The sequence below is a fragment of the Streptomyces sp. NPDC031379 genome, from assembly GCF_055569615.1.
Genome location: NZ_JBVIIT010000038.1, coordinates 16,020 through 35,539, shown reverse-complemented (window position 1 = coordinate 35,539; position 19,520 = coordinate 16,020). Strand labels below are relative to the sequence as shown.

The following is a 19,520-nucleotide window of genomic DNA, read 5'->3' as shown; positions in this document are numbered from 1 at the left end:
CTCGGGGGTCCGCAGATTCTCGCAACGGCCGGTGGGACGAGCCACCCCGTGAACTGAACATCGACGCAAAGCCAGTTGAACACGCGTGGCGCCGCGGCCAGGGGCCGGATGCCGCTACGGCACGTCCGGCGATCGCCGCAGGCGGGGGCCCGAGCCGTGCCGGGCCGTGTCGCCGCCGGCCGCGCGGCCTTGGTGGCGGCGCCGGTCGGCCGGTGTGCGGTGCAGGGCGATGAGCGCGGCGTCGTCGTCCAGCCGGCCGCCGACGTGGGCGAGCAGGTCGCGCCGCAGGTGGTGCATCAGCGCCTCGGGGCTGTCGTCGGTCCAGCGCGCGACCCGCTCGGCGAGCGGATAGAACCGGCCGCGGGCGTCCCGGGCCTCCACGACACCGTCCGTGTAGAGGAGCAGGGTGTCGCCGGGTTCGAAGGAGAACACGTCCAGGGTGTGCTCGGCACTCGCGTGCACGCCGAGCGGCGGCGAGGGGTGCAGGCTCGGCACCGTGACGACATGGCCGGGGCTCAGCAGCAGGGGAGGCGGATGACCGCAGCTGGTCATCCGGGTGACCGGGTCATGGTCGGGGATCTCCAGCAGCAGGGCGGTGGCGAAGCGCTCGCCCGCCTCCTCCGGCGGTTCCAGGTCGGCCGTGTAGCGGCTGACGCTCTGGTCCAGGGCGCCGGCCAGCTCCACCAGCCGGGTGTGCCGGTGCGCGCTCTCGCGGAAGGCGCCGAGCAGCAGGGCGGCCTCGCCGATGGCGGGCAGGCCCTTGCCGCGCACGTCGCCGATCAGGACGCGTACGCTGCCGTCGCTGAGGGTCGCCGCGTACAGGTCGCCGCCGATCTGTGCCTCGTCCTCGGCGGCCAGGTAGAGGGAGGCGATCCGCAGCGGTCCGATCTGCTCGGGCAGTGGCCACATCAGCACGTGCTGTGCGGCCTCGGCGACCGTGCGGACCTGGGCCAGCTGGGCCTGCCGGCGCTCGCGCAGCGCGCTGTAGAGGACACAGAGCACCGAGAGCACCGCGAGGGTGATGATCTGCACGATGTGGTTCGTGGTGCCGAGGCCGCCGTGGGTGACGCCGATCAGGATCTGGGCGGCCAGGGCGAGCGCTCCGACGGCGGCCGTGGTGCGGGGCCCGGCGAAGGACGGTGTGAGCGCGGGCGCGATCACCAGGGTCGGGCCGAGGTGCACGTCGTGCGGCGCCTGCACGTCCACCACCGTGATGACCACGATGAGCGCGATCGGAAGCAGCAGCAGGGCGTGCGTCGACTGCCACGGCTGTCCCGTGGCCAAGCCCCTGAGCCGGGGTCTCATGCCTACCAGCGTGCTCCCGGGCCGGTCGAGCGGCCACGCGACGCAGGTCACACGGGAAGAAATGGAATCGGGCAATCCGGGCGCGCCTTCGGTTCCCGGATGTCGCACGGAGATCGCTTTGCCTTCAATCGAGAGATCCAGTAGCGTCACTTTCCATTCAAATGCTGGTCCGGTAGCTAGCTGGCCTATGAAATGAAGGCTCGCCATAGGTGCCGTATACACCCTTCAACCGAAATCGCAGCATTTAGCGTCCTGTGTCATGACACAGACGGCGATGCGGCCGCAGGCCGACGACACGGCATCGGGTGACGCAGTACGCGGCAAGGGCCTCGGCGGCAATTCCATCGGCCTGCTGGGCAGCGCGGTCATCGGCGTCTCCACCGTGGCCCCGGTCTACTGCCTCACCTCCACACTCGGCTCCACCGCGGGCGAGGTCGGCCTGCACATGCCCGCGGTGTTCCTCGCCGGCTTCCTGCCGATGCTCCTCGTCGCCTTCGCCTACCGCGAGCTGAACAAGGCCGTACCCGACTGCGGCACCTCCTTCACCTGGACCGTCAAGGCGTTCGGCCCGCACGTCGGCTGGATGTGCGGCTGGGGCCTGGTCATCGCCACCGTCATCGTGCTGTCCAACCTGGCCGGGGTCGCCACGTCCTACTTCTGGCTGCTGGCCGGCGAGATCACCGGCAGCGGCACGGTCGCCGGCCTCGACGGCGACAAGGCCGTGCACATCCTCACCTGTCTGGCGCTGATCGCGGCCGCCACCGCGATCAGCTACCGCGGCATGACGACGACGAAGGGCGTGCAGTACGCGCTGGTGGGACTCCAGCTCGTGGTGCTCGCCCTCTTCGTCGCCCTGGCCCTGGGCAAGGCGCACGCCGGCACCTTCACCGGCCACGCCGACTTCTCCTGGTCCTGGCTGAACCCCTTCGCGGTGAAGTCGTTCGCCTCGTTCAGCGCCGGGCTCTCCCTGTCGATCTTCATGTACTGGGGCTGGGACACCTGTCTGACCGCCAACGAGGAGACCGTCGGCAGCGAGAAGACACCAGGCCGTGCCGCACTGATCGCGATGGTCGTCCTGGTGGGCTCCTACCTGACCACCGCCGTCGCCGCCCAGATGGCCGTCGGCTCCGGCACCGAGGGCCTGGGCCTGGCCGACCCGGACACCTCCGACAACGTCTTCGCCGCCCTCGCCGGCCCGGTGATGGGCCACGCCCTCGGCATCCTGCTCTTCCTCGCCGTCCTCGCCTCGGCCGCCGCCAGCCTCCAGACCACGTTCATCCCGGTCGCCCGCACGGTCCTCGCCATGTCGGTCTACCAGGCCCTGCCCGCCTCCTACGCCCGCGTCCACGAGCGGTTCCGCACGCCCGGCCGGGCCACCGTCACCGCGGGCGCCGCCACCGGCGTCTTCTACACGGTCATGTCGCTGCTGAGCGAGCACGTCCTGGTCGACACCATCTACGCCCTCGGCCTGATGATCTGCTTCTACTACGCGCTCACCGCCTTCGCCTGCGCCTGGTACTTCCGCCGCGACCTCACCCGCTCCGCCCGCGACGCCGTCTTCAAGGGCCTCTTCCCGGTCCTCGGCGGTCTGCTGCTGACCGCCGTGTTCGGCAAGACGCTGTACGACATGTGGAACCCGGCCTACGGCAGCGGTTCCGCCGTCCTCGGCGTCGGCTCCGTCTTCGTCATCGGCGTCGGGCTGCTGCTCCTCGGCGTCCTGATCATGCTCCTGATGCGGCGCCGCAGCCCGGCCTTCTTCCACGGCCAGGTCCTCACCGCCGGGACGCCGGCGCTCGTCGTGGAGGACTGAGCCACACCGAACCGTCCCGCGGTGTGCCGTGTCGGTACGGGCCCGTCGGGTACCCGTACCAGCCCCGAGGCCGAACCGGCCGACCAAGGAGTGCAGGGTGCCGCGAATGGAGAGGTCATGACGCACAACGGGGAGGAAACCGCGCCCGCCCGGCGACCGGACATCGCCGAACTCCGCCTCGCCACGGACGGAGCCGGTCAGCATGCCTCGCCCGGACCGGAGACGTCGGACCTGCCCCAGGACCGCAGCCAGGCGATCCTGGAGGCCGCCAAGCAGATCGGCGCCCTCCTCAAGCGCGCGGGCCACCCCTTCGCCCTGGCCGGCAGCGTGGCCGTCTACGCCCACGGCGGCAGCCGCTACCTCCAGCACGACGCCGACTTCTGCGTCCTGCCCGAAGACGCCGAGGCGGTGGCCGCCACGCTGTGCGAGGCCGGCCTCGCCATGCGCACCCCGCCCGAGGACTGGCTGCTGAAGACCACCTGCCACGGGCAGAACGTCGACATCATCTTCGCCCTCGCGCACCAGCCCGTCACCAAGGACATGCTCGACCGGGCCCACACCCTGCCGGTCGACTCGGTGCTCATGCCCGTCCTGTCCCCGACCGATCTGATCCGCAGCCTGATCAGCGCCTTCTCGGAGCACTACTGCGACTTCGGGTCGGTCCTGCCGGTGGCGCGCGCCGTCCGCGAGAAGGTCGACTGGGAGGCGATCCGGGCGAGCTGCGGCGACCAGCCCATGCCGGCCGCCTTCCTCTTCCTCCTCGAACGGCTGAACGTGATCGACGCCCAGGAGGGGCAGCCATGACCGATCCGAGCCCGCCCACACCGCCCGCGGCGGCGAACCTGGACTACCTCGTCGCCCACCTCGCCGAACGCCTCGCCTCCGGAGACCTGGGGGAACTCGGCGTACGACTGGAACCCCACGGCGACGCCGTCCTGCTGACCGGGACCGTGCCGTCCACCCAGTGCCGGGACGACATCCTGCGCACCGTCCGCGAGGAACTGGCGGGGCACCCGGTCCACTGCGACCTGCTCGTCGCCGGGACCTCCTCGCCCGACCACGGGGAGGACCTCACATGATCCGCGTCGCGGCCGTGGGGGACATCCACATGGGCCCCGAGAGCCAGGGCACGCTGCGCCCGTCCTTCGAGACGCTGCCCGACTGCGCCGACGTACTGCTGCTCGCCGGCGACCTCACCCGCCACGGCACACCGGACGAGGCCACGATCGTCGCCCGGGAGGTCAAGGACCTCGGCGTGCCGGTCGTCGCCGTCCTGGGCAACCACGACCACCACGACGAACGGCCCGAGGAGGTCACCGCGATCCTGCGGGACGCGGGCGTCCACGTCCTGGAGGGACAGGCGGCCGTCGTCACCCACGACGGGGCACGGATCGGCGTGGCCGGGACCAAGGGATTCGGCGGTGGATTCGTCGGCCGCTGCGCCGGGGAGTTCGGCGAACCGCTCATGAAGGAGTTCGTCCGCTACACCCGCCGCTGTGCCGACGGCCTGCACACCGCCCTGAAGGACCTCGGCGAGTGGAACTGCGACGTGCGGATCGCGCTGACCCACTTCTCGCCCGTGCCGGACACACTGGCCGGGGAGCCGCCGGAGATCTATCCGTTCCTCGGCAGCTATCTGCTCGCGGAGGCCATCGACACCGGGGGCGCCGACCTCGCCGTGCACGGCCACGCCCACGCGGGCACCGAGCACGGCATGACCAGCGGGGGCGTCCGGGTGCGCAATGTCGCCCAGCCCGTGATCGGGCAGGCGTTCCACGTGTACCACCTGCCGGGCGGGGACCAGCACCAGCGGACGTGAGCCCGGGACCCGGCGTCAGGCGGCCGTGCCCAGCACTTCCCGGCCGGTCAGGTCGCCGTCCTTCGCGGTCAGCGTCACCGGCACCCGCACACCGCGCCGGCGGACCAGCAGGCCCGCGCCGATCGACCCGGCGATGAGCAGCCCGCCGGCGACCAGGGCGCCGCGCGCCCCGGCCCACTCCATGAGCAGACCCAGCAGGGGCGGCCCGCCGAGGCTCCACACCGTGCCGATGCTGCTCCACACGCCGAGCACCCGGCCCCGCAGATGCGCGGGCGGATCGGTCTGCAGCACGGCCGTTCCGGCGGTGTCGGAGACGGACTCCACCACGGCCATGGGGAGCACCAGCACCAGCAGGACGGCCAGCGACGGCGACAGTCCCGCCACGACCTGGAGCAGCGCGCCGGCCGCCGCGAGCAGACCCACGGTCCGGACGGACGGCTTGTGCAACCGGGCGCCGAGGACCGCGCCGAGGATGCCGCCGACGGCCAGCACCGTGGAGACCGTGCCGAACGCCCCGGCGCCGCCCGCGAGCGGACCGGTGACGAGCACGGCGAGCGTGAGGGCGTAGTTGCGGCCGAAGACGGAACTGATCCCGGTGATGCCCGCGAGCGCCACCAGACGGGGACGGCGCACGAAGAAGACCAGCCCCTCCCGCACGCTCATGTCCGCGCGCGCCGGGGCGGCCCGCCGCTCCGGCGCCGGTTCCTGGGCGGCACCGTGGGCGGGCCGCAGGAACGGCACGACCGACGCGACGAACAGGAACGAGATCCCGTTGGCCGCGTACGCGGCGGACGTGCCGAGGAAGCCGACGGTCACACCGGCCAGGGCGGTACCGGCCAGCCGGCCCGCGCTGTGCACGAGGGCACCCACGCCGATCGCCGACGGGACGTCCTCCACGGGCACGAGATCGTTGCCGAGCAGCGCGCACGCCGGCCCGTCGACGGTGGCGATCACGCCCGTCACGGCCGCCAGCACCAGCAATGCCGTCATGTCGATCCGGTCCAGCGCCACGAGCAGCGCCGTGGTGAACGCCACCGCCCCGAGCAGGGCCTGGCTGACGGCGACGGTCAGCTTCCGGGGCCACCGGTCCACGGCCGCGCCGCCCAGCAGGCTCACGAACAGCGCGGGCGCCGCCTGGACGGACATCGACAGGCCGGTCGCCGCCGCCGAACCCGTGATGTGCAGCACCAGCAGGTTCTGCACGGTGAGCTGCATCCAGGTACCGGCGTTGGAGACGAAGTTCGCGGCCGACCACCAGCGCATCCCGCGGTGGCGCAGGGATCGCCACGGCGAACGCGAGGCGGTGGTACGGGGCACGGACGGGGGCAGGGCGGGGGCAGCAGACAAGGCGGGGTACTCGACAACCAGGGGAGTCGGAAGAGACCGGCGGAACCCGTCGGGCCGGCTGCGCTGCGTGGCCGGGCCGCCTGGTCAGGGCGCCGACCATGGTGGCAGACGGGACGCACGAGCCGTCGTCGACATCCCCCGCGCACGGAGGAGTGCGATCCCCAAAAACCCCCGTACACACGTGACTTGCGCCCCCGCGTGTGCTTCCTCACAGGCCCCGTCCGGCCCCTGCCCCAGCGGGCCGGACGGTGAGGCACGGCACACCCGTCGGCACGCGCGTATCGCGCCCCCGGTCAGCGATTGACCGCGCGCATCCCCGCCTCGTCGTACCGCTCGCCCGCCGCCTCGGGCAGCTCGGCGTCGATACGGGCCAGGTCGTCCTTGGTCAGCTCGATGCCGACCGCGCCGGCGTTCTGCTCCAGGTAGGTGCGGCGCTTGGTGCCCGGGATCGGCACCAGGTCCTCGCCCTGGGCCAGCACCCAGGCGATGGCCAGCTGGGCCGGGGTCACGTTCTTCTCGGCGGCGATCTCCTTCACCTTCGCCGCGAGCCGCAGGTTCGCCTCCAGGTTGGCGTCGGTGAAGCGGGGGTTGTTGCGCCGGAAGTCGTTCTCGTCCAGCTCGTCGGGGGAGCTGAAGCGGCCCGCGAGGAAGCCGCGGCCGAGCGGCGAGTACGGCACGAAACCGATGCCCAGCTCCCGGCAGGCGGGCAGCACCTCGGCCTCCACGTCCCGCGTCCACAGCGAGTACTCGCTCTGCACGGCGGTGACCGGGTGGACGGCGTGGGCGCGCCGGATGGTCTCCGCGCTCGCCTCGCTCAGCCCGATGTACCGCACCTTGCCCTCGGCGACCAGCTCGCCCAGCGCGCCGACCGTCTCCTCGATGGGCACGTCCGGGTCGACCCGGTGCTGGTAGTACAGGTCGATGTGGTCGGTGCCCAGGCGCTCCAGCGAGCCGTGGACCGAGCTGCGCACGTGCTCGGCCGAGCCGTCCTGCCGGCCGACCGTGCTCATGTCACCGGGTACGGCGTCGTCCATCCGGTAGTTGAACTTCGTCGCGATCACGTACTCGTCGCGATGTCCCCGTATCGCCTCACCGACCAGCGACTCGTTGGTGAGCGGGCCGTAGATCTGCGCGGTGTCGAGGAAGTCGATCCCGAGTTCCAGGGCACGCCGGATGGTCGCGATGCCCTCCTCCTGGTCGGCGGATCCGTAGAAGGCGGACATCCCCATGCATCCGAGGCCGATGGCCGATACCTGGAGGTCCCCCAGACTGCGCTTCTGCATGTGATCTCCCAGCCTTTCGTGCACACTCGTCGTTCGTTCGCCGGGCGCGAGGCCTTCTTCCATCTAGCGACGGAATCCGGCACCCGGCATCCCGTGGGGGAGGCCGGGTGCGGGCACCTGCGCGCGCCGTCCGTGACGCTACGAGTTGGAGCGCTCTTTAAGTCAAGGCGGGCCCGTGGGCGAGGTCAGGGGTTCAGCCGCACCGGCAGCTCGAACAGGTCGTTCTGCGTGACCACCGGCTTGTTGCGCAGCTCGCTCGCGGGGACCGCCAGGTCCAGGCCGGGGAAGCGGGCGTACAGGGCGGGCAGCGCCACGCCCGCCTCCAGACGGGACAGAGCGGCACCCGGGCACACGTGCGGGCCGTGACCGAAGGAGATGTGCCGGTTCCTCGTCTCGCGGGTGATGTCGAACTCCCCGGCACTCGGCCCGTGCGCCTTCTCGTCGCGGCCGATCGCGCCGTACGACACGATGAGCGCGTCCCCGGCCGGGATCACCTTGTCGCCGACCGGCACGTCCTCGATCGCGAACCGGATCAGGACGTGGGAGGTGGGGGTGGAGAAGCGCAGGGTCTCCTCGATCACCGCCGACCAGTCGGCCCCGCCGGACAGCACCAGGGCGCGCTGGTCGGGGTGGGCGGAGAGCAGGACGACGGCGTTGACGATCAGGGAGATCGTCGTCTCGTGGCCCGCGGCCACCATCAGCTGGAGCGTGGAGACGATCTCCTCGTCCGTGAGCCGGTCGCCGTCCTCCGAGGCGAGGATCAGCGCGCTGGTCAGGTCGTCCCCCGGCTCCGCCCGCTTCGCCGCCACCGTCTCGGCCATGATCCGCGCCAGCTCGGTGAGGGTCGCGATGACCTCCTCGGGCGGGGTCTGCGTGGAGAAGAACTTCTCGAACAGCACCTTCAGCCGGGGCAGCCGCGCCTCCTCGATGCCCATGAGGTCGGCGATGACGTACATGGGCAGCGGGTAGGCGAAGGCGGCCTTCAGGTCGACGGTCCCCGCACCGGCGGGCAGGGCGTCCAGCAGGTCCTGGGTGAGCTTCTCGATGCGCTCGCGCATCCGCTCGACCCGGCGCGGGGTGAGCGCCTGCGCGACCAGCGTGCGCAGCCGGCGGTGGTCGGCGCCGTCCACGGTGAGCATGGAGCGGCCCGGGTTGGCGAGGCCGATCAGCGGCCAGTCCGCGGGTATCTCGCCGCGCTGCCAGGCGCCCCACACGCCGATGTCCTTCACCAGACGCGGATCGGTGAGCAGCGCCCTGGCCTCGGCGTGATGGGTGACGGCCCACACCGGGACGCCGCCCGGCAGTTCGACGGCGGCCAGCGGGCCGGCCGCGCGCAGCGCCGCGCTCTCGCCGTCCAGGTCGGTGACGAAGGGGTCCAGGGCGATACGGGATGCTGCGGTACCGGTCGTCATCGTGACGTGCCTCCCAGGTCAGAAGTCGGAATACTGCGCCGGTCCTTGGGACCACCCCCGGCCCCCCGATGCAGGAGCGGGCCGGCCGAGGCGACGCGGGATCAGAGGGCCGGTACGGGAGTGAACCGGACGGGCAGCTGGGTCAGTCCCCTGAGCCAGGGCGAGGGCCGGCGGCCGAGGGCCTCGGCGGACACCGCCAGGTCGATGTCCGGCAGCCGGTCCAGGACGACCTCGATGCCGGTCCGCGCGATCACCTCGGCGATCTCCTGCGCGGGGAACGGGCAGCGGTGCTCACCGTGGCCGAAGGAGAAGTGCGCGCTGTTGCCGCCGGTCAGCGCGGAGGCGTCGGTGCGCACCTGCGGATCGGAGTTGGCGCCCTGCAGACCGAGCAGCAGCAGATCGCCGGCCCGGACGCGGCGGCCGCCCAGATGCGTGTCCCGGGCGGCCCAGCGGCCCGCCACGTTCTGCGTGGGCGTGTCCTCCCACAGCACCTCGTTCATCGCCTCGGCGACGCTGTGGCGGCCACCGAACAGCGAGGCGGCGAACCGGTCGTCGGTGAGCATCAGCCGCAGCGAATTGCCGATCCAGTCGGCGGTCGGCTGGTGCCCGGCCGCCATCATCACCATCAGGTCCTGCACGATCTCCTCGTCGCTGAAGCCGCCGTCGTCGGCCAGCATCCGGGAGACCACGTCCTCGGCGGGCTCCTTCTTCCGGTCGGCCAGCAACTGCCCCATGGACGTGGCCAGATGGGCCTGCCCGGCGAGGGCCCGGTCGCGGCCGTCGATCATGTCGTTCAGGGCGGTGACCAGTCCCGGCCCGTCCTCGTCCGGGAAGCCGTAGAGCCGGGCCAGCACCCGGACCGGCAGCAGCATCGCGTACTGCGCGATCAGGTCGGCCTCGCCCGCGGCGCACAGCGCGTCGATCAGCTCGTCCGCGAACCGCTCCGCGTGCCGCCGCAGCTCGAAGGGGTCCACCGCCTCCAGCGCGTTGCTGATCATCGCCGCGCGCTGCCGGTGCCGTTCGCCGACCGTGTAGAGGATCGACGGCTGCTTGCGGCCGATCATCGGCAGCAGCGGCCAGTCGGCGGGGATGTTCTCCCACTGGTTCCACAGGTCCGAGTCCCGGCTGAACAGCACCGGGTCGCCGGTGACCTGGTGCAGTTCCCGGTAGCCCAGCACCAGCCAGGCGGGAACGTCACCGTCGAGCAGTACCGGCACCACGGAGCCGTGGTCGCGCCGCATCTCCCGGTACAGCCGGGCGGGTTCGGTCTGGAACCGGGGGCCGCTGAGCGGGACGGCGTCGGGCGTGGTCACACGAACTCCTGTCGGGGCAGGCCCGCCCGCGCGGACGGGTCGGCGTACCGGTTCTTCACGTGCTGCACCAGCGAGATCAGGACCTGCTTGCTGGAGATGCGGGAGCGGGCGTCGCAGTCGATCAGCGGCACATGCGGGTCCAGGTCGAGGGCCTCACGGACGTCCTCGCCGGCGCGGACGGTTCCGCCGAAGTCGTTGCAGGCCACGATGAACGGGGTGCCGTGGTGCTCCAGCCGGTCGATGGCGTACCAGGAGTCGTCGATCCTGCGGGTGTCGACCAGCACGACCGCCCCGAGCGTGCCGGAGAACAGCCGGTCCCACAGGAACCAGAACCGCTCCTGGCCCGGCGCGCCGAACAGGTACAGCACATTGTGCGCGTCCAGGGTGATCCGGCCGAAGTCGAAGGCGACCGTGGTGGCGGACTTGCCGCGCACCTGGCGGATGTCGTCGACCGTCTCGCCGGCCTGGGTCATCGTCTCCTCGGTGTTGAGGGGACGGATCTCGCTGACGGAGCGGACCAGGGTGGTCTTGCCGACGCCGAAGCCGCCCACGACCACGATCTTCAGACCGTTGTCGGCGGAGGCACCCAGCGGGGTACGCGCGTCAGAGGTTGCGGAGTCCAACGAGCACCTGCTCCAGGATGTCGGGGTCGGTTATGGCCGGCCTGCGCGGATGACGGGCGCTGACGCGGCCCGCGGCCAGCAGGTCGCACAGCAGCACCTTGGTGATGCTCACCGGCAGCCGCAGCTCGGCGGCGATCTCCACCACCGAGGTGGGGAACCGGGCCATCTCGAGGATCGCCAAGTGCTCCGACTGCATGCCGGCCACCGGCTCCGACTCCGCGACCACCAGGGTGACGAGGTCGAAGGGGTTGTCCGGGGCGGTCCGGCTGCGTCCCTGGGTGATGGTGTAGAGGCGGTCGGGGGCGTCGTCCCTGCCCGGACGGCTCATGCCCGGACCGCCCGTGCCGGGACCGCTCATGAGGCGCGGGGCGGAGCGGTGAGGTGCTCGCCGAGCTGCTCCACCAGTTCGCTCATGTTGTGCCCGACGACGCCGGCATCCGCGTCCTCCGTGGTGACGACGGCCAGATGGGCTCCCTCGCCCGCCTCCACGATGAAGAGCACGCCGCCGTAGAACTCCGTCATCGCCGAGCGCACGCCGCCGCTGCCGTCGCCGAACTCGACGGACGCCCCGTGCGACAGCGACTGGATACCGGCCGCGATCGCCGCCAGCTGGTCGGCCTGGTCGACGCTCAACTCCGGGGTACGGCAGAGCTTCAGCCCGTCCCGGGAGAGCACGAGCGCGTGCCGGGCACCCGGAGTCCTCTCCAGCAGGCCCTCCAGGAGCCAGGTGAGCTTGTCGTCGGCGGTGGTCGGGGCGGTCATGAGGTGGTGTCGCCTTCCGGGTACGCGTGCGGCTGAGTGGGGCTGGGGGAGGGACGTTCGGACACGGCGGCCTGATCGTCCGGAGCCGTGTCCCGTCCCCGGTGTGCGGGTGCGGAGGGGTCCGGGTCGGTCTGCCGGGTGGCCGGGGCGGACGGGCGGACGGCCTGGCGGAAGCTGCTGAAGCGGGCCGCTCGGGCCTTGCCCTCGTCGCCGCCCGGTGCGGGGCGCCCCGCACCGGCGCGGTGCGAACGGGAGCGTTCGGCCTCGGCGAGCGTGCGGCCCCGGCGCCGCCTGGGCAGCCCGGCCGGACCCTCCTCCGGCGCCGACGGGGCGGCCTCGTGGACCGGCGCGGCCTCCACGGCGACCGGGGCCTCGGCCGGTGTCCCGGTCTCCGGGCGCGGGGCGGCGGCAGCCGGCTCGGCGGGCGCGGGGCTGGTGAGGATGTCCTGCGGGATGAGCATCAGCACGCCGGTGCCGCCGCGCGCCGACGGACGGAACGACACCTTGAGGCCGTACTTGCGGGCCAGCCGGCCGACCACGGCGAGCCCGAGCCGGGTACCGGTCAGACCGCCCAGCCCCGAGACGTCACCGGAGACCGCGCTCTCGGCGCGACGCAGCTGCACCTCGCCCATCACCAGGCCGCTGTCCTCCACGGACACGATGACACCGGCCGGCACCTCCTCCACGTAGACGTGGATCTCGGCGGTCGGCGGCGAGAAGTTCGCGGCGTTGTCCAGGAGTTCGGCCAGCGCGTGCATCACGCCCTCGGCGGCGTGCCCGGCGACGGCGGCGTCGCTGACCGAGTGCACCCGCACCCGGCGGTAGCCGGCGATCCGGCCCATCGCGCCCCGCAGGATCGACTCCATGCCGATCGGCCGCGCCCATCGGCGGCCGGAACGCGCCCCGGTCAGCACGGCGATGGAGTCGGCGAGCCGGCCGGCCTGGGCGGTGCGGTGGTCGAGGTGGAGGAGGTCGGCGAGGACGTCCTCGTCGGCGTGCCGGTCCTCCATCGCGCGCAGGTCGGCGAGCATGGCCGTGGCCAGGGCCTGCATCCGCGCGGCGGCGTTGGAGGTCGCGGAGACCGCCGCGTCCCGCTCCCGCCGGGCCCGCCCCGACTCGCCCGCCAGCCGGGCGTTCTCCTGGCGCAGCCGGTCCGTCTCCCGGGTGCTCTCCTCCTTCAGCCGGGTCAGCCGGATCGCGGACGACTGCGTCAGCTCGGCGCGCTGCTGATCGAGTGTGTCGATGAGCCGCTGCTGCTCCTGACGCGCCTCCTCGGCCGTACGGGCCTGCTGCTGCAGCAGGCGTCCGAGGTCCTGGGTGACGCTCTCCAGCCGGCGCCGGACATCGCGCGCGGCCCGCAGGGCGTGCGCGGCCGTGGCCACCGCCGCGCTGAGCGCGACCGCCGCCGCGGCCCCGCCCCAGGCGAGCGGGGTGCGCGCCGAGCCCGGTGCCGCCACCACGGCCGCGCAGACCACGAGCGCCGACAGGACGCCCGTCACGGCGAGGGCGGAGACGAACGTACGGAGGGAAGGGCGATCGCCGGGATGGGTGGGCGCGGTCATCGGTCCGGTCTGGTCCTCGCGGCAGAGACGGGCAGGTGGAGACGGCAGGAAAACGGCAGGAGGGCAGCAGGAAGGCGGTAGGAAAGCAGCAGGAAAGGTGCGGGTGGGGAGACGTGGCAGTCGATGGTGAACTGGCGGTCACTATACGAGAGTTCGTGATCGAAAATGAAAGAGTCCGCGCTTGTTCGGTGAACTGGACGGTCATCCGCGACGGAAAGCCAGTACGGGAGGACGGACCAAAGGGGGGCGAAGGTTGCCTCTCGGTACCCGATTCCCACCGTGGGTCTTCCCACCCATAAGGGATCTTGACGCCCGACTTCCCGCTCGCTGAACTGAAACCGGCCGGGCCTCACCACCACGCAGGCCGGTACCAGGAGAACGCCTCGCACGGCCGGACAGCCGAAGGGAGGTGGAGGAGGAATGCACGTGACGGGGGAACCGGAAGCGACGGGCCGCCGTGTCCCATGACCACCGAAGGGCGCCTCGAGCGCATCCGCTCGCTGCTCGCGCGGCCGGCCCGGTCCACGGGGCGCACACTGCGGGCCGAGTGGCACTCCATCGTCGTCGGCCCGGTGCGGCAGCTCGCGCGGCGCGGACTGTCCGGGCTGCTGCTGGCGTTCGTCGCCGCGTTCGGCGTCATCTTCTTCCACGGCATCGCCCAGCACCCCACCGGCGCGTCATGGGTGCGGCGGCTCGGCGGTGTCATGGCCGACCTGCCGCTGTGGCAGTCCCTGCTGCGCACCCCCGTGTCGCTGTACGTCCCGGCGCTGGACCTGCCGGTGTGGGCGGGCATCACCCAGCTCTTCCTCGCCTTCGCCCTCGCCGAACTGAGCCTCGGCCGCGGCCGCACCCTGGTGATCGCCTACACCACCACCCTGGCCGGCACTCTCACCGCCCGCCTGATGATCGCGACGGGACCCGGCTGGTGGGGGTTCGGACTGCCGCCCGAGGCCGGGCAGGTGCTGGACACCGGGCCCTCCGCGGCCGTCGTGGGCCTGTTCACCTATCTCGCGGTCGTCGAGCGCGCCCCCGTGGTGTTCACGCTGACCGGCGGCTCGATGGTGTGGGAGTCCATCGCCGTCCCCAACCTGGCCGGCCGTGAGCATCTGATCGCGGTGGGCGCGGCGGTCGTCCTCGGGTTCCTCCACGGCCGCGGGAAGCGATGGCGTGCCGTCGTCCGGTCCCTGCTGTCCGCGCGGGACACCGGGCCCACGTCGGCGCACGCCGGGCCCGCCCCCGCCCCCGCGCCCACCGTCACGGCCCCGGCCGTGCCCGCCGACCGAGGCGAGAACACCGATCCCAGGGTTGAGACGACTTCCCTCGAGCGTTAGCGCGCTCCTGCGCTCCGACCGGACCGCTCGGCGCGTCCCTGTGGCGTCGCCCACCCCGTCAATGTGATGGTTTTCGCACGTCGACCCCTGCGGGCAACCCCTAAGGTGGCCGCGAAGCAGGGCAGGACGTGGCTGACACCAGGGTGTTCGTCGCCGGCAGGCAGCTGAAGGGAATCCAGGATGTTCCGCAAGGTGCTGGTCGCCAACCGTGGAGAGATCGCGATCCGCGCGTTCCGGGCGGGCTACGAACTAGGCGCGCGCACCGTCGCCGTGTTCCCGCACGAGGACCGCAACTCGCTGCACCGGCTCAAGGCAGACGAGGCGTACGAGATCGGAGAGCCGGGGCATCCGGTGCGCGCCTACCTCTCCGTGGAGGAGATCGTGGGCGCCGCCCGCCGGGCGGGGGCGGACGCCGTCTACCCGGGGTACGGCTTCCTGTCCGAGAACCCCGAACTGGCCCGCGCCTGCGAGGAGGCGGGCATCACCTTCGTCGGGCCCAGCGCGCAGACGCTGGAGCTGACCGGCAACAAGGCCCGCGCGGTCGCCGCCGCCCGCGCGGCGGGTGTACCCGTGCTCGGCTCGTCCCAGCCCTCCACCGACGTGGACGAACTGGTGCGCGCCGCCGAGGAGATCGGCTTCCCCGTCTTCGTCAAGGCGGTCGCGGGCGGCGGCGGGCGCGGCATGCGCCGCGTGGAGGACCCCGCCCAGCTGCGCGAGTCCATCGAGGCCGCATCCCGTGAGGCCGCGTCCGCGTTCGGCGACCCGACCGTCTTCCTGGAGAAGGCCGTCGTGGAGCCGCGCCACATCGAGGTGCAGATCCTCGCCGACGGCGAGGGCAACGTCATCCACCTCTTCGAGCGCGACTGCTCGCTGCAGCGCCGCCACCAGAAGGTCATCGAGCTGGCGCCCGCCCCCAACCTCGACCCGGAACTCCGGGACCGGATCTGCGGCGACGCCGTGCGCTTCGCCCGCGAGATCGGCTACCGCAACGCGGGCACCGTGGAGTTCCTCCTCGACCGCGACGGCAACCACGTCTTCATCGAGATGAACCCGCGCATCCAGGTCGAGCACACCGTGACCGAGGAGGTCACGGACGTCGACCTGGTCCAGGCCCAGATGCGCATCGCCTCCGGCCAGACCCTGGCCGACCTCGGCCTGTCCCAGGACACCGTCACCCTGCGCGGCGCGGCCCTCCAGTGCCGCATCACCACCGAGGACCCCGCCAACGGCTTCCGCCCGGACACCGGCCGGATCAGCGCCTACCGCTCGCCGGGCGGCTCCGGCATCCGGCTCGACGGCGGCACCACGCACGCCGGCACGGAGATCAGCGCCCACTTCGACTCGATGCTGGTCAAGCTCACCTGCCGGGGCCGGGACTTCAAGGCCGCCGTCGGCCGGGCCCGGCGCGCGGTCGCCGAGTTCCGCATCCGCGGTGTCGCCACCAACATCCCGTTCCTGCAGGCGGTCCTGGACGACCCGGACTTCCAGGCGGGCCGGGTCACCACGTCCTTCATCGAGCAGCGCCCCCATCTGCTCACCGCCCGTTCCTCGGCGGACCGCGGCACCAAGCTGCTCACCTACCTCGCCGACGTGACGGTGAACAAGCCGCACGGCGAACGTCCCGACCTGCTCGACCCGCTGACCAAGCTGCCCCCGCTGCCGGCCGGTGAACCGCCCGCCGGATCCCGTCAGCGCCTCGTGGAACTCGGCCCCGAGGGCTTCGCCCGGCACCTGCGTCAGTCCCCGACGATCGGCGTCACCGACACCACCTTCCGCGACGCCCACCAGTCCCTGCTCGCCACCCGCGTGCGTACCAAGGACCTCCTCGCCGTCGCCCCGGTCGTCGCCCGCACCCTGCCCGAGCTGCTCTCCCTGGAGTGCTGGGGCGGCGCCACCTACGACGTGGCGCTGCGCTTCCTGGCCGAGGACCCCTGGGAGCGGCTGGCCGCCCTGCGCGAGGCCGTCCCCAACATCTGCCTCCAGATGCTGCTGCGCGGCCGCAACACCGTCGGCTACACCCCGTACCCGACCGAGGTGACCGACGCCTTCGTGCAGGAGGCCGCCGCCACCGGCATCGACATCTTCCGCATCTTCGACGCCCTCAACGACGTCGGCCAGATGCGGCCCGCCATCGAGGCCGTGCGCGAGACCGGCACCGCGATCGCCGAGGTCGCGCTCTGCTACACCGCCGACCTCAACGACCCCGCCGAGCGGCTCTACACCCTCGACTACTACCTGCGGCTCGCCGAGCAGATCGTCGACGCCGGCGCCCATGTCCTCGCCATCAAGGACATGGCGGGTCTGCTGCGCGCCCCGGCCGCGGCCAAGCTGGTCTCGGCGCTGCGCCGCGAGTTCGACCTGCCGGTGCACCTGCACACGCACGACACCGCCGGCGGCCAGCTCGCCACCTACCTCGCCGCCGTCCAGGCGGGCGCCGACGCGGTCGACGGGGCGGTGGCCTCCATGGCCGGTACGACCTCGCAGCCGTCGCTGTCGGCGCTCGTCGCCGCCACCGACCACTCCGAGCGGCCCACCGGACTCGACCTGCAGGCGGTCGGCGACCTGGAGCCGTACTGGGAGGGCGTCCGCAGGATCTACGCCCCGTTCGAGGCGGGTCTCGCCTCTCCGACCGGCCGCGTCTACCACCACGAGATCCCCGGCGGCCAGCTGTCCAACCTGCGCACCCAGGCCGTCGCCCTCGGCCTCGGTGACCGCTTCGAGGACATCGAGGCGATGTACGCCGCCGCCGACCGCATCCTGGGCCACCTGGTCAAGGTCACCCCCTCCTCCAAGGTGGTCGGCGACCTCGCCCTGCATCTGGTCGGTGCCGGCGTCTCCCCGGCGGACTTCGAGTCGACCCCCGAAAGGTTCGACATCCCCGACTCGGTCATCGGCTTCCTGCGCGGTGAGCTGGGCACCCCGCCCGGTGGCTGGCCCGAGCCCTTCCGCACCAAGGCGCTCCAGGGCCGTGCCGCGGCCAAGCCCACCCCCGAGCTGTCCGCCGAGGACCGCGACGGGCTGGCCAAGGACCGGCGGGCCACCCTCAACCGGCTGCTGTTCCCCGCCCCGACGCGCGAGTTCGACACGCACCGCCAGGCGTTCGGCGACACCAGCGTGCTGGACAGCAAGGCGTTCTTCTACGGTCTGCGCCCCGGCAAGGAGTACGCCGTCGACCTGGACCCGGGTGTCCGGCTGCTGATCGAGCTGCAGGCGGTCGGCGAGGCCGACGAGCGCGGTATGCGCACCGTGATGTCGACGCTCAACGGCCAGCTCCGGCCCATTCAGGTACGTGACCGGGCGGCGGCCTCCGACATCCCGGTGACGGAGAAGGCCGACCGGTCCAACCCCGGCCATGTCGCCGCGCCCTTCGCCGGGGTGGTGACGCTCGCCGTGACCGAGGGCGACGAGGTGGCGGCCGGTGCCACGATCGCCACCATCGAGGCGATGAAGATGGAGGCCACCATCACCGCGCCGAAGGCGGGCCGGGTGACCCGGCTGGCCATCAACCGGATCCAGCAGGTGGAGGGCGGCGACCTGCTGGTGGAGATCGCCTGACGCACCGCTCGCCGCGGCCGGGACGCCCCGGCCGCGGCGAGCGGTGCACCCGGTCGCTCAGTCCCAGAGCGGGTAGGTCATGACCTGCTTGAAGCCCTCCGGGCGGGCGCCGCTGTAGGTGAGGCTCATCCGGGTGAAGTGCTGGACCTGCGGGTCCTTCTTCCACGCCTGCGGACGGTCCAGGCGCACGGTCACCTGGTAATAGCGGAACGTGCCCGCTGCGCAGTACGGCTTGCAGTCGTTGACCAGGTTCACGCCGACCGCCGTCGCCGCCTCCGGACCCCACTGCTTCCACTGGAGCCCGGACAGCCGGCTGTTGCCGTCGCCGCAGGCGAGGATGAAATCGGTCGGGCGGATGTCGCGCTGCCACTGACAGTCGACGAGGACGGGCGGCGGGGTGTCGGCCTGTGCGGGCGTGGCCGCCGGGCTGGCCGAGGCCGTGGTCATGGCCGCCGTGATCAGGGTTCCCGCCGCCAGGGCGATCGCCGTTCCCGTCAATGATCCGCGCATGGCCGCTCCCGCCCGTCGTGCTGTGTCGTACCGCACATCGACGCTACGACCGTCCGCCCGAATGCACCAATCGCGCAGGTCGTACCGTGTGTCAGCCGTGCGAGACGGTCAGCCCGTAGAACGCGACCCGCGCACCCTTCGTCGTGCTGTCCGAGGAGGACTGGTTGTAGGAGCCGGCCTTGAAGTACTGCTTGTAGGGCTTGAAGGACGACGGGACGGCGTAGTGGGTGGTGGTGCCGTTCACGGTCAGGTCGATGGTGTCGCCGCCGGAGACGGCGATGGTGTAGTTCCAGGTCTTGCCGACGGACACGTGCCCGACGGAATGCAGGGTCTGGCCGCCGGCCGGCGAGTTCTCGGTGCCGAGGACGATGTCCCCGTTCGCGCGGTAGTACAACTCCAGCAGCGGCTTGGTGGAGGAGCCGCCGGTGCCGAGGTGGATCTGGCCGACGCACACGTTCTTGGTCACGGACACCACGCGCAGGGTCGCGCTCATGCGGTGCGAGCCGGCGAGCGGCCAGTCGGCGGCGGAGCCGTCGCGGTTCATCTCGCGCAGCTCGGAGCGGGCGTAGGGGGAGTTCGGCGTGGTGACGCCCTTCTCGGGCGCCCAGAAGGTCATCGCGCCGTCCCGGGTGTCCGTGTAGAAGTACGCGTCCTGGAAGCCGTTCGGGCCCTGGAGCCGGGACGAGGGGATGGTGGTGGGCTTGCCGGGGGAGCCGACGGGCTCCTGGAGCTGCCACACGGACAGGTCGAAGTTGCCGCCGGGGGCGACATGGGGATCGGCCGCGTCCGCACCGCCGGAGCCGAGGGCGGTGAGGGCGAGGGCGAGACCCGCGGTGGTCGTCGTCGTGAGAAGCCGGGATCGGGTCATGTGGGGGGTCCCTTCGTCGG

At 72.2% G+C, this 19,520-nt stretch carries 17 protein-coding genes; 6 read left to right on the top strand and 11 right to left on the bottom strand.

The genetic code is table 11. The features are described from left to right. Positions 1-114: 114 nt before the first annotated feature. Positions 115-1,305 (bottom strand): PP2C family protein-serine/threonine phosphatase, encoded by a 1,191-nt coding sequence (locus ACZ5CW_RS38070; protein WP_468609830.1) that lies wholly within the window; start codon positions 1,303-1,305, stop codon positions 115-117. A 259-nt stretch (positions 1,306-1,564) separates the two neighbouring features. Here ACZ5CW_RS38070 and ACZ5CW_RS38065 point away from each other — a divergent pair, with 259 nt between their 5' ends. The 4 genes from ACZ5CW_RS38065 (at position 1,565) to ACZ5CW_RS38050 (ending at position 4,934) form a co-directional block, all read left to right on the top strand. Beyond that, complete coding sequence (locus ACZ5CW_RS38065) at positions 1,565-3,115, top strand: APC family permease (protein ID WP_468609828.1); 1,551 nt, start codon at positions 1,565-1,567, stop codon at positions 3,113-3,115. Between the two features lie 117 nt (positions 3,116-3,232). Beyond that, on the top strand, positions 3,233-3,919 hold the full coding sequence (locus tag ACZ5CW_RS38060; protein WP_468609826.1) for a nucleotidyltransferase family protein: 687 nt from the start codon (positions 3,233-3,235) through the stop codon (positions 3,917-3,919). Further along, positions 3,916-4,194, top strand: coding sequence for a BON domain-containing protein (locus ACZ5CW_RS38055; protein WP_468609824.1), 279 nt, complete (start codon positions 3,916-3,918; stop codon positions 4,192-4,194). The genes ACZ5CW_RS38060 and ACZ5CW_RS38055 overlap by 4 nt, the downstream gene beginning before the upstream one ends. After that, a complete protein-coding gene (locus ACZ5CW_RS38050; protein WP_468609822.1) occupies positions 4,191-4,934 on the top strand; it encodes a metallophosphoesterase family protein in 744 nt (247 codons plus the stop codon). Before ACZ5CW_RS38055 ends, ACZ5CW_RS38050 begins: the two co-directional genes overlap by 4 nt. Before the next feature lie 15 nt (positions 4,935-4,949). Here ACZ5CW_RS38050 and ACZ5CW_RS38045 read toward each other — a convergent pair whose 3' ends face one another. The 8 genes from ACZ5CW_RS38045 to ACZ5CW_RS38010 all read right to left on the bottom strand — a co-directional run bounded on the left by ACZ5CW_RS38045 (position 4,950) and on the right by ACZ5CW_RS38010 (position 13,236). Further along, a complete protein-coding gene (locus ACZ5CW_RS38045) occupies positions 4,950-6,197 on the bottom strand; it encodes an MFS transporter (RefSeq protein ID WP_468609887.1) in 1,248 nt (415 codons plus the stop codon). Positions 6,198-6,574: 377 nt separating this feature from the next. After that, the gene (locus ACZ5CW_RS38040) at positions 6,575-7,564 is read right to left on the bottom strand and encodes an aldo/keto reductase (protein ID WP_468609820.1); all 990 of its coding nucleotides are present in this window, start codon (positions 7,562-7,564) and stop codon (positions 6,575-6,577) included. A gap of 185 nt (positions 7,565-7,749) precedes the next feature. Continuing rightward, positions 7,750-8,976: a cytochrome P450 family protein gene (locus ACZ5CW_RS38035; protein ID WP_468609818.1), complete on the bottom strand. Its 1,227-nt coding sequence runs from the start codon at positions 8,974-8,976 to the stop codon at positions 7,750-7,752. A 101-nt stretch (positions 8,977-9,077) separates the two neighbouring features. Continuing rightward, positions 9,078-10,289, bottom strand: coding sequence for a cytochrome P450 (locus tag ACZ5CW_RS38030; RefSeq protein ID WP_468609816.1), 1,212 nt, complete (start codon positions 10,287-10,289; stop codon positions 9,078-9,080). Continuing rightward, complete coding sequence (locus tag ACZ5CW_RS38025) at positions 10,286-10,912, bottom strand: GTP-binding protein (RefSeq protein WP_468609814.1); 627 nt, start codon at positions 10,910-10,912, stop codon at positions 10,286-10,288. Before ACZ5CW_RS38025 ends, ACZ5CW_RS38030 begins: the two co-directional genes overlap by 4 nt. Then, positions 10,893-11,240 carry a DUF742 domain-containing protein gene (locus ACZ5CW_RS38020; RefSeq protein WP_468609812.1) on the bottom strand — a complete coding sequence of 116 codons (348 nt, stop codon included), beginning with the start codon at positions 11,238-11,240 and terminating at the stop codon, positions 10,893-10,895. The genes ACZ5CW_RS38025 and ACZ5CW_RS38020 overlap by 20 nt, the downstream gene beginning before the upstream one ends. Before the next feature lie 26 nt (positions 11,241-11,266). Further along, a complete protein-coding gene (locus ACZ5CW_RS38015; RefSeq protein WP_468609810.1) occupies positions 11,267-11,674 on the bottom strand; it encodes a roadblock/LC7 domain-containing protein in 408 nt (135 codons plus the stop codon). Beyond that, on the bottom strand, positions 11,671-13,236 hold the full coding sequence (locus ACZ5CW_RS38010; RefSeq protein WP_468609808.1) for a sensor histidine kinase: 1,566 nt from the start codon (positions 13,234-13,236) through the stop codon (positions 11,671-11,673). The genes ACZ5CW_RS38015 and ACZ5CW_RS38010 overlap by 4 nt, the downstream gene beginning before the upstream one ends. A gap of 464 nt (positions 13,237-13,700) precedes the next feature. Here ACZ5CW_RS38010 and ACZ5CW_RS38005 point away from each other — a divergent pair, with 464 nt between their 5' ends. Together ACZ5CW_RS38005 and ACZ5CW_RS38000 are read left to right on the top strand one after the other, a co-directional pair. Beyond that, the gene (locus tag ACZ5CW_RS38005; protein WP_468609806.1) at positions 13,701-14,567 is read left to right on the top strand and encodes a hypothetical protein; all 867 of its coding nucleotides are present in this window, start codon (positions 13,701-13,703) and stop codon (positions 14,565-14,567) included. A 180-nt stretch (positions 14,568-14,747) separates the two neighbouring features. Next, positions 14,748-18,122 (top strand): pyruvate carboxylase, encoded by a 3,375-nt coding sequence (locus tag ACZ5CW_RS38000; RefSeq protein ID WP_468609804.1) that lies wholly within the window; start codon positions 14,748-14,750, stop codon positions 18,120-18,122. Positions 18,123-18,179: 57 nt separating this feature from the next. On the opposite strand, the gene ACZ5CW_RS37995 is transcribed toward ACZ5CW_RS38000, so the two are convergent. Both ACZ5CW_RS37995 and ACZ5CW_RS37990 read right to left on the bottom strand, forming a co-directional pair. Next, positions 18,180-18,632, bottom strand: a complete 453-nt coding sequence (locus ACZ5CW_RS37995; RefSeq protein ID WP_468609802.1) for a hypothetical protein — start codon at positions 18,630-18,632, stop codon at positions 18,180-18,182. 91 nt (positions 18,633-18,723) lie between these two features. Beyond that, positions 18,724-19,500 (bottom strand): polysaccharide lyase family 7 protein, encoded by a 777-nt coding sequence (locus tag ACZ5CW_RS37990; protein ID WP_468609800.1) that lies wholly within the window; start codon positions 19,498-19,500, stop codon positions 18,724-18,726. Positions 19,501-19,520: the final 20 nt, after the last annotated feature.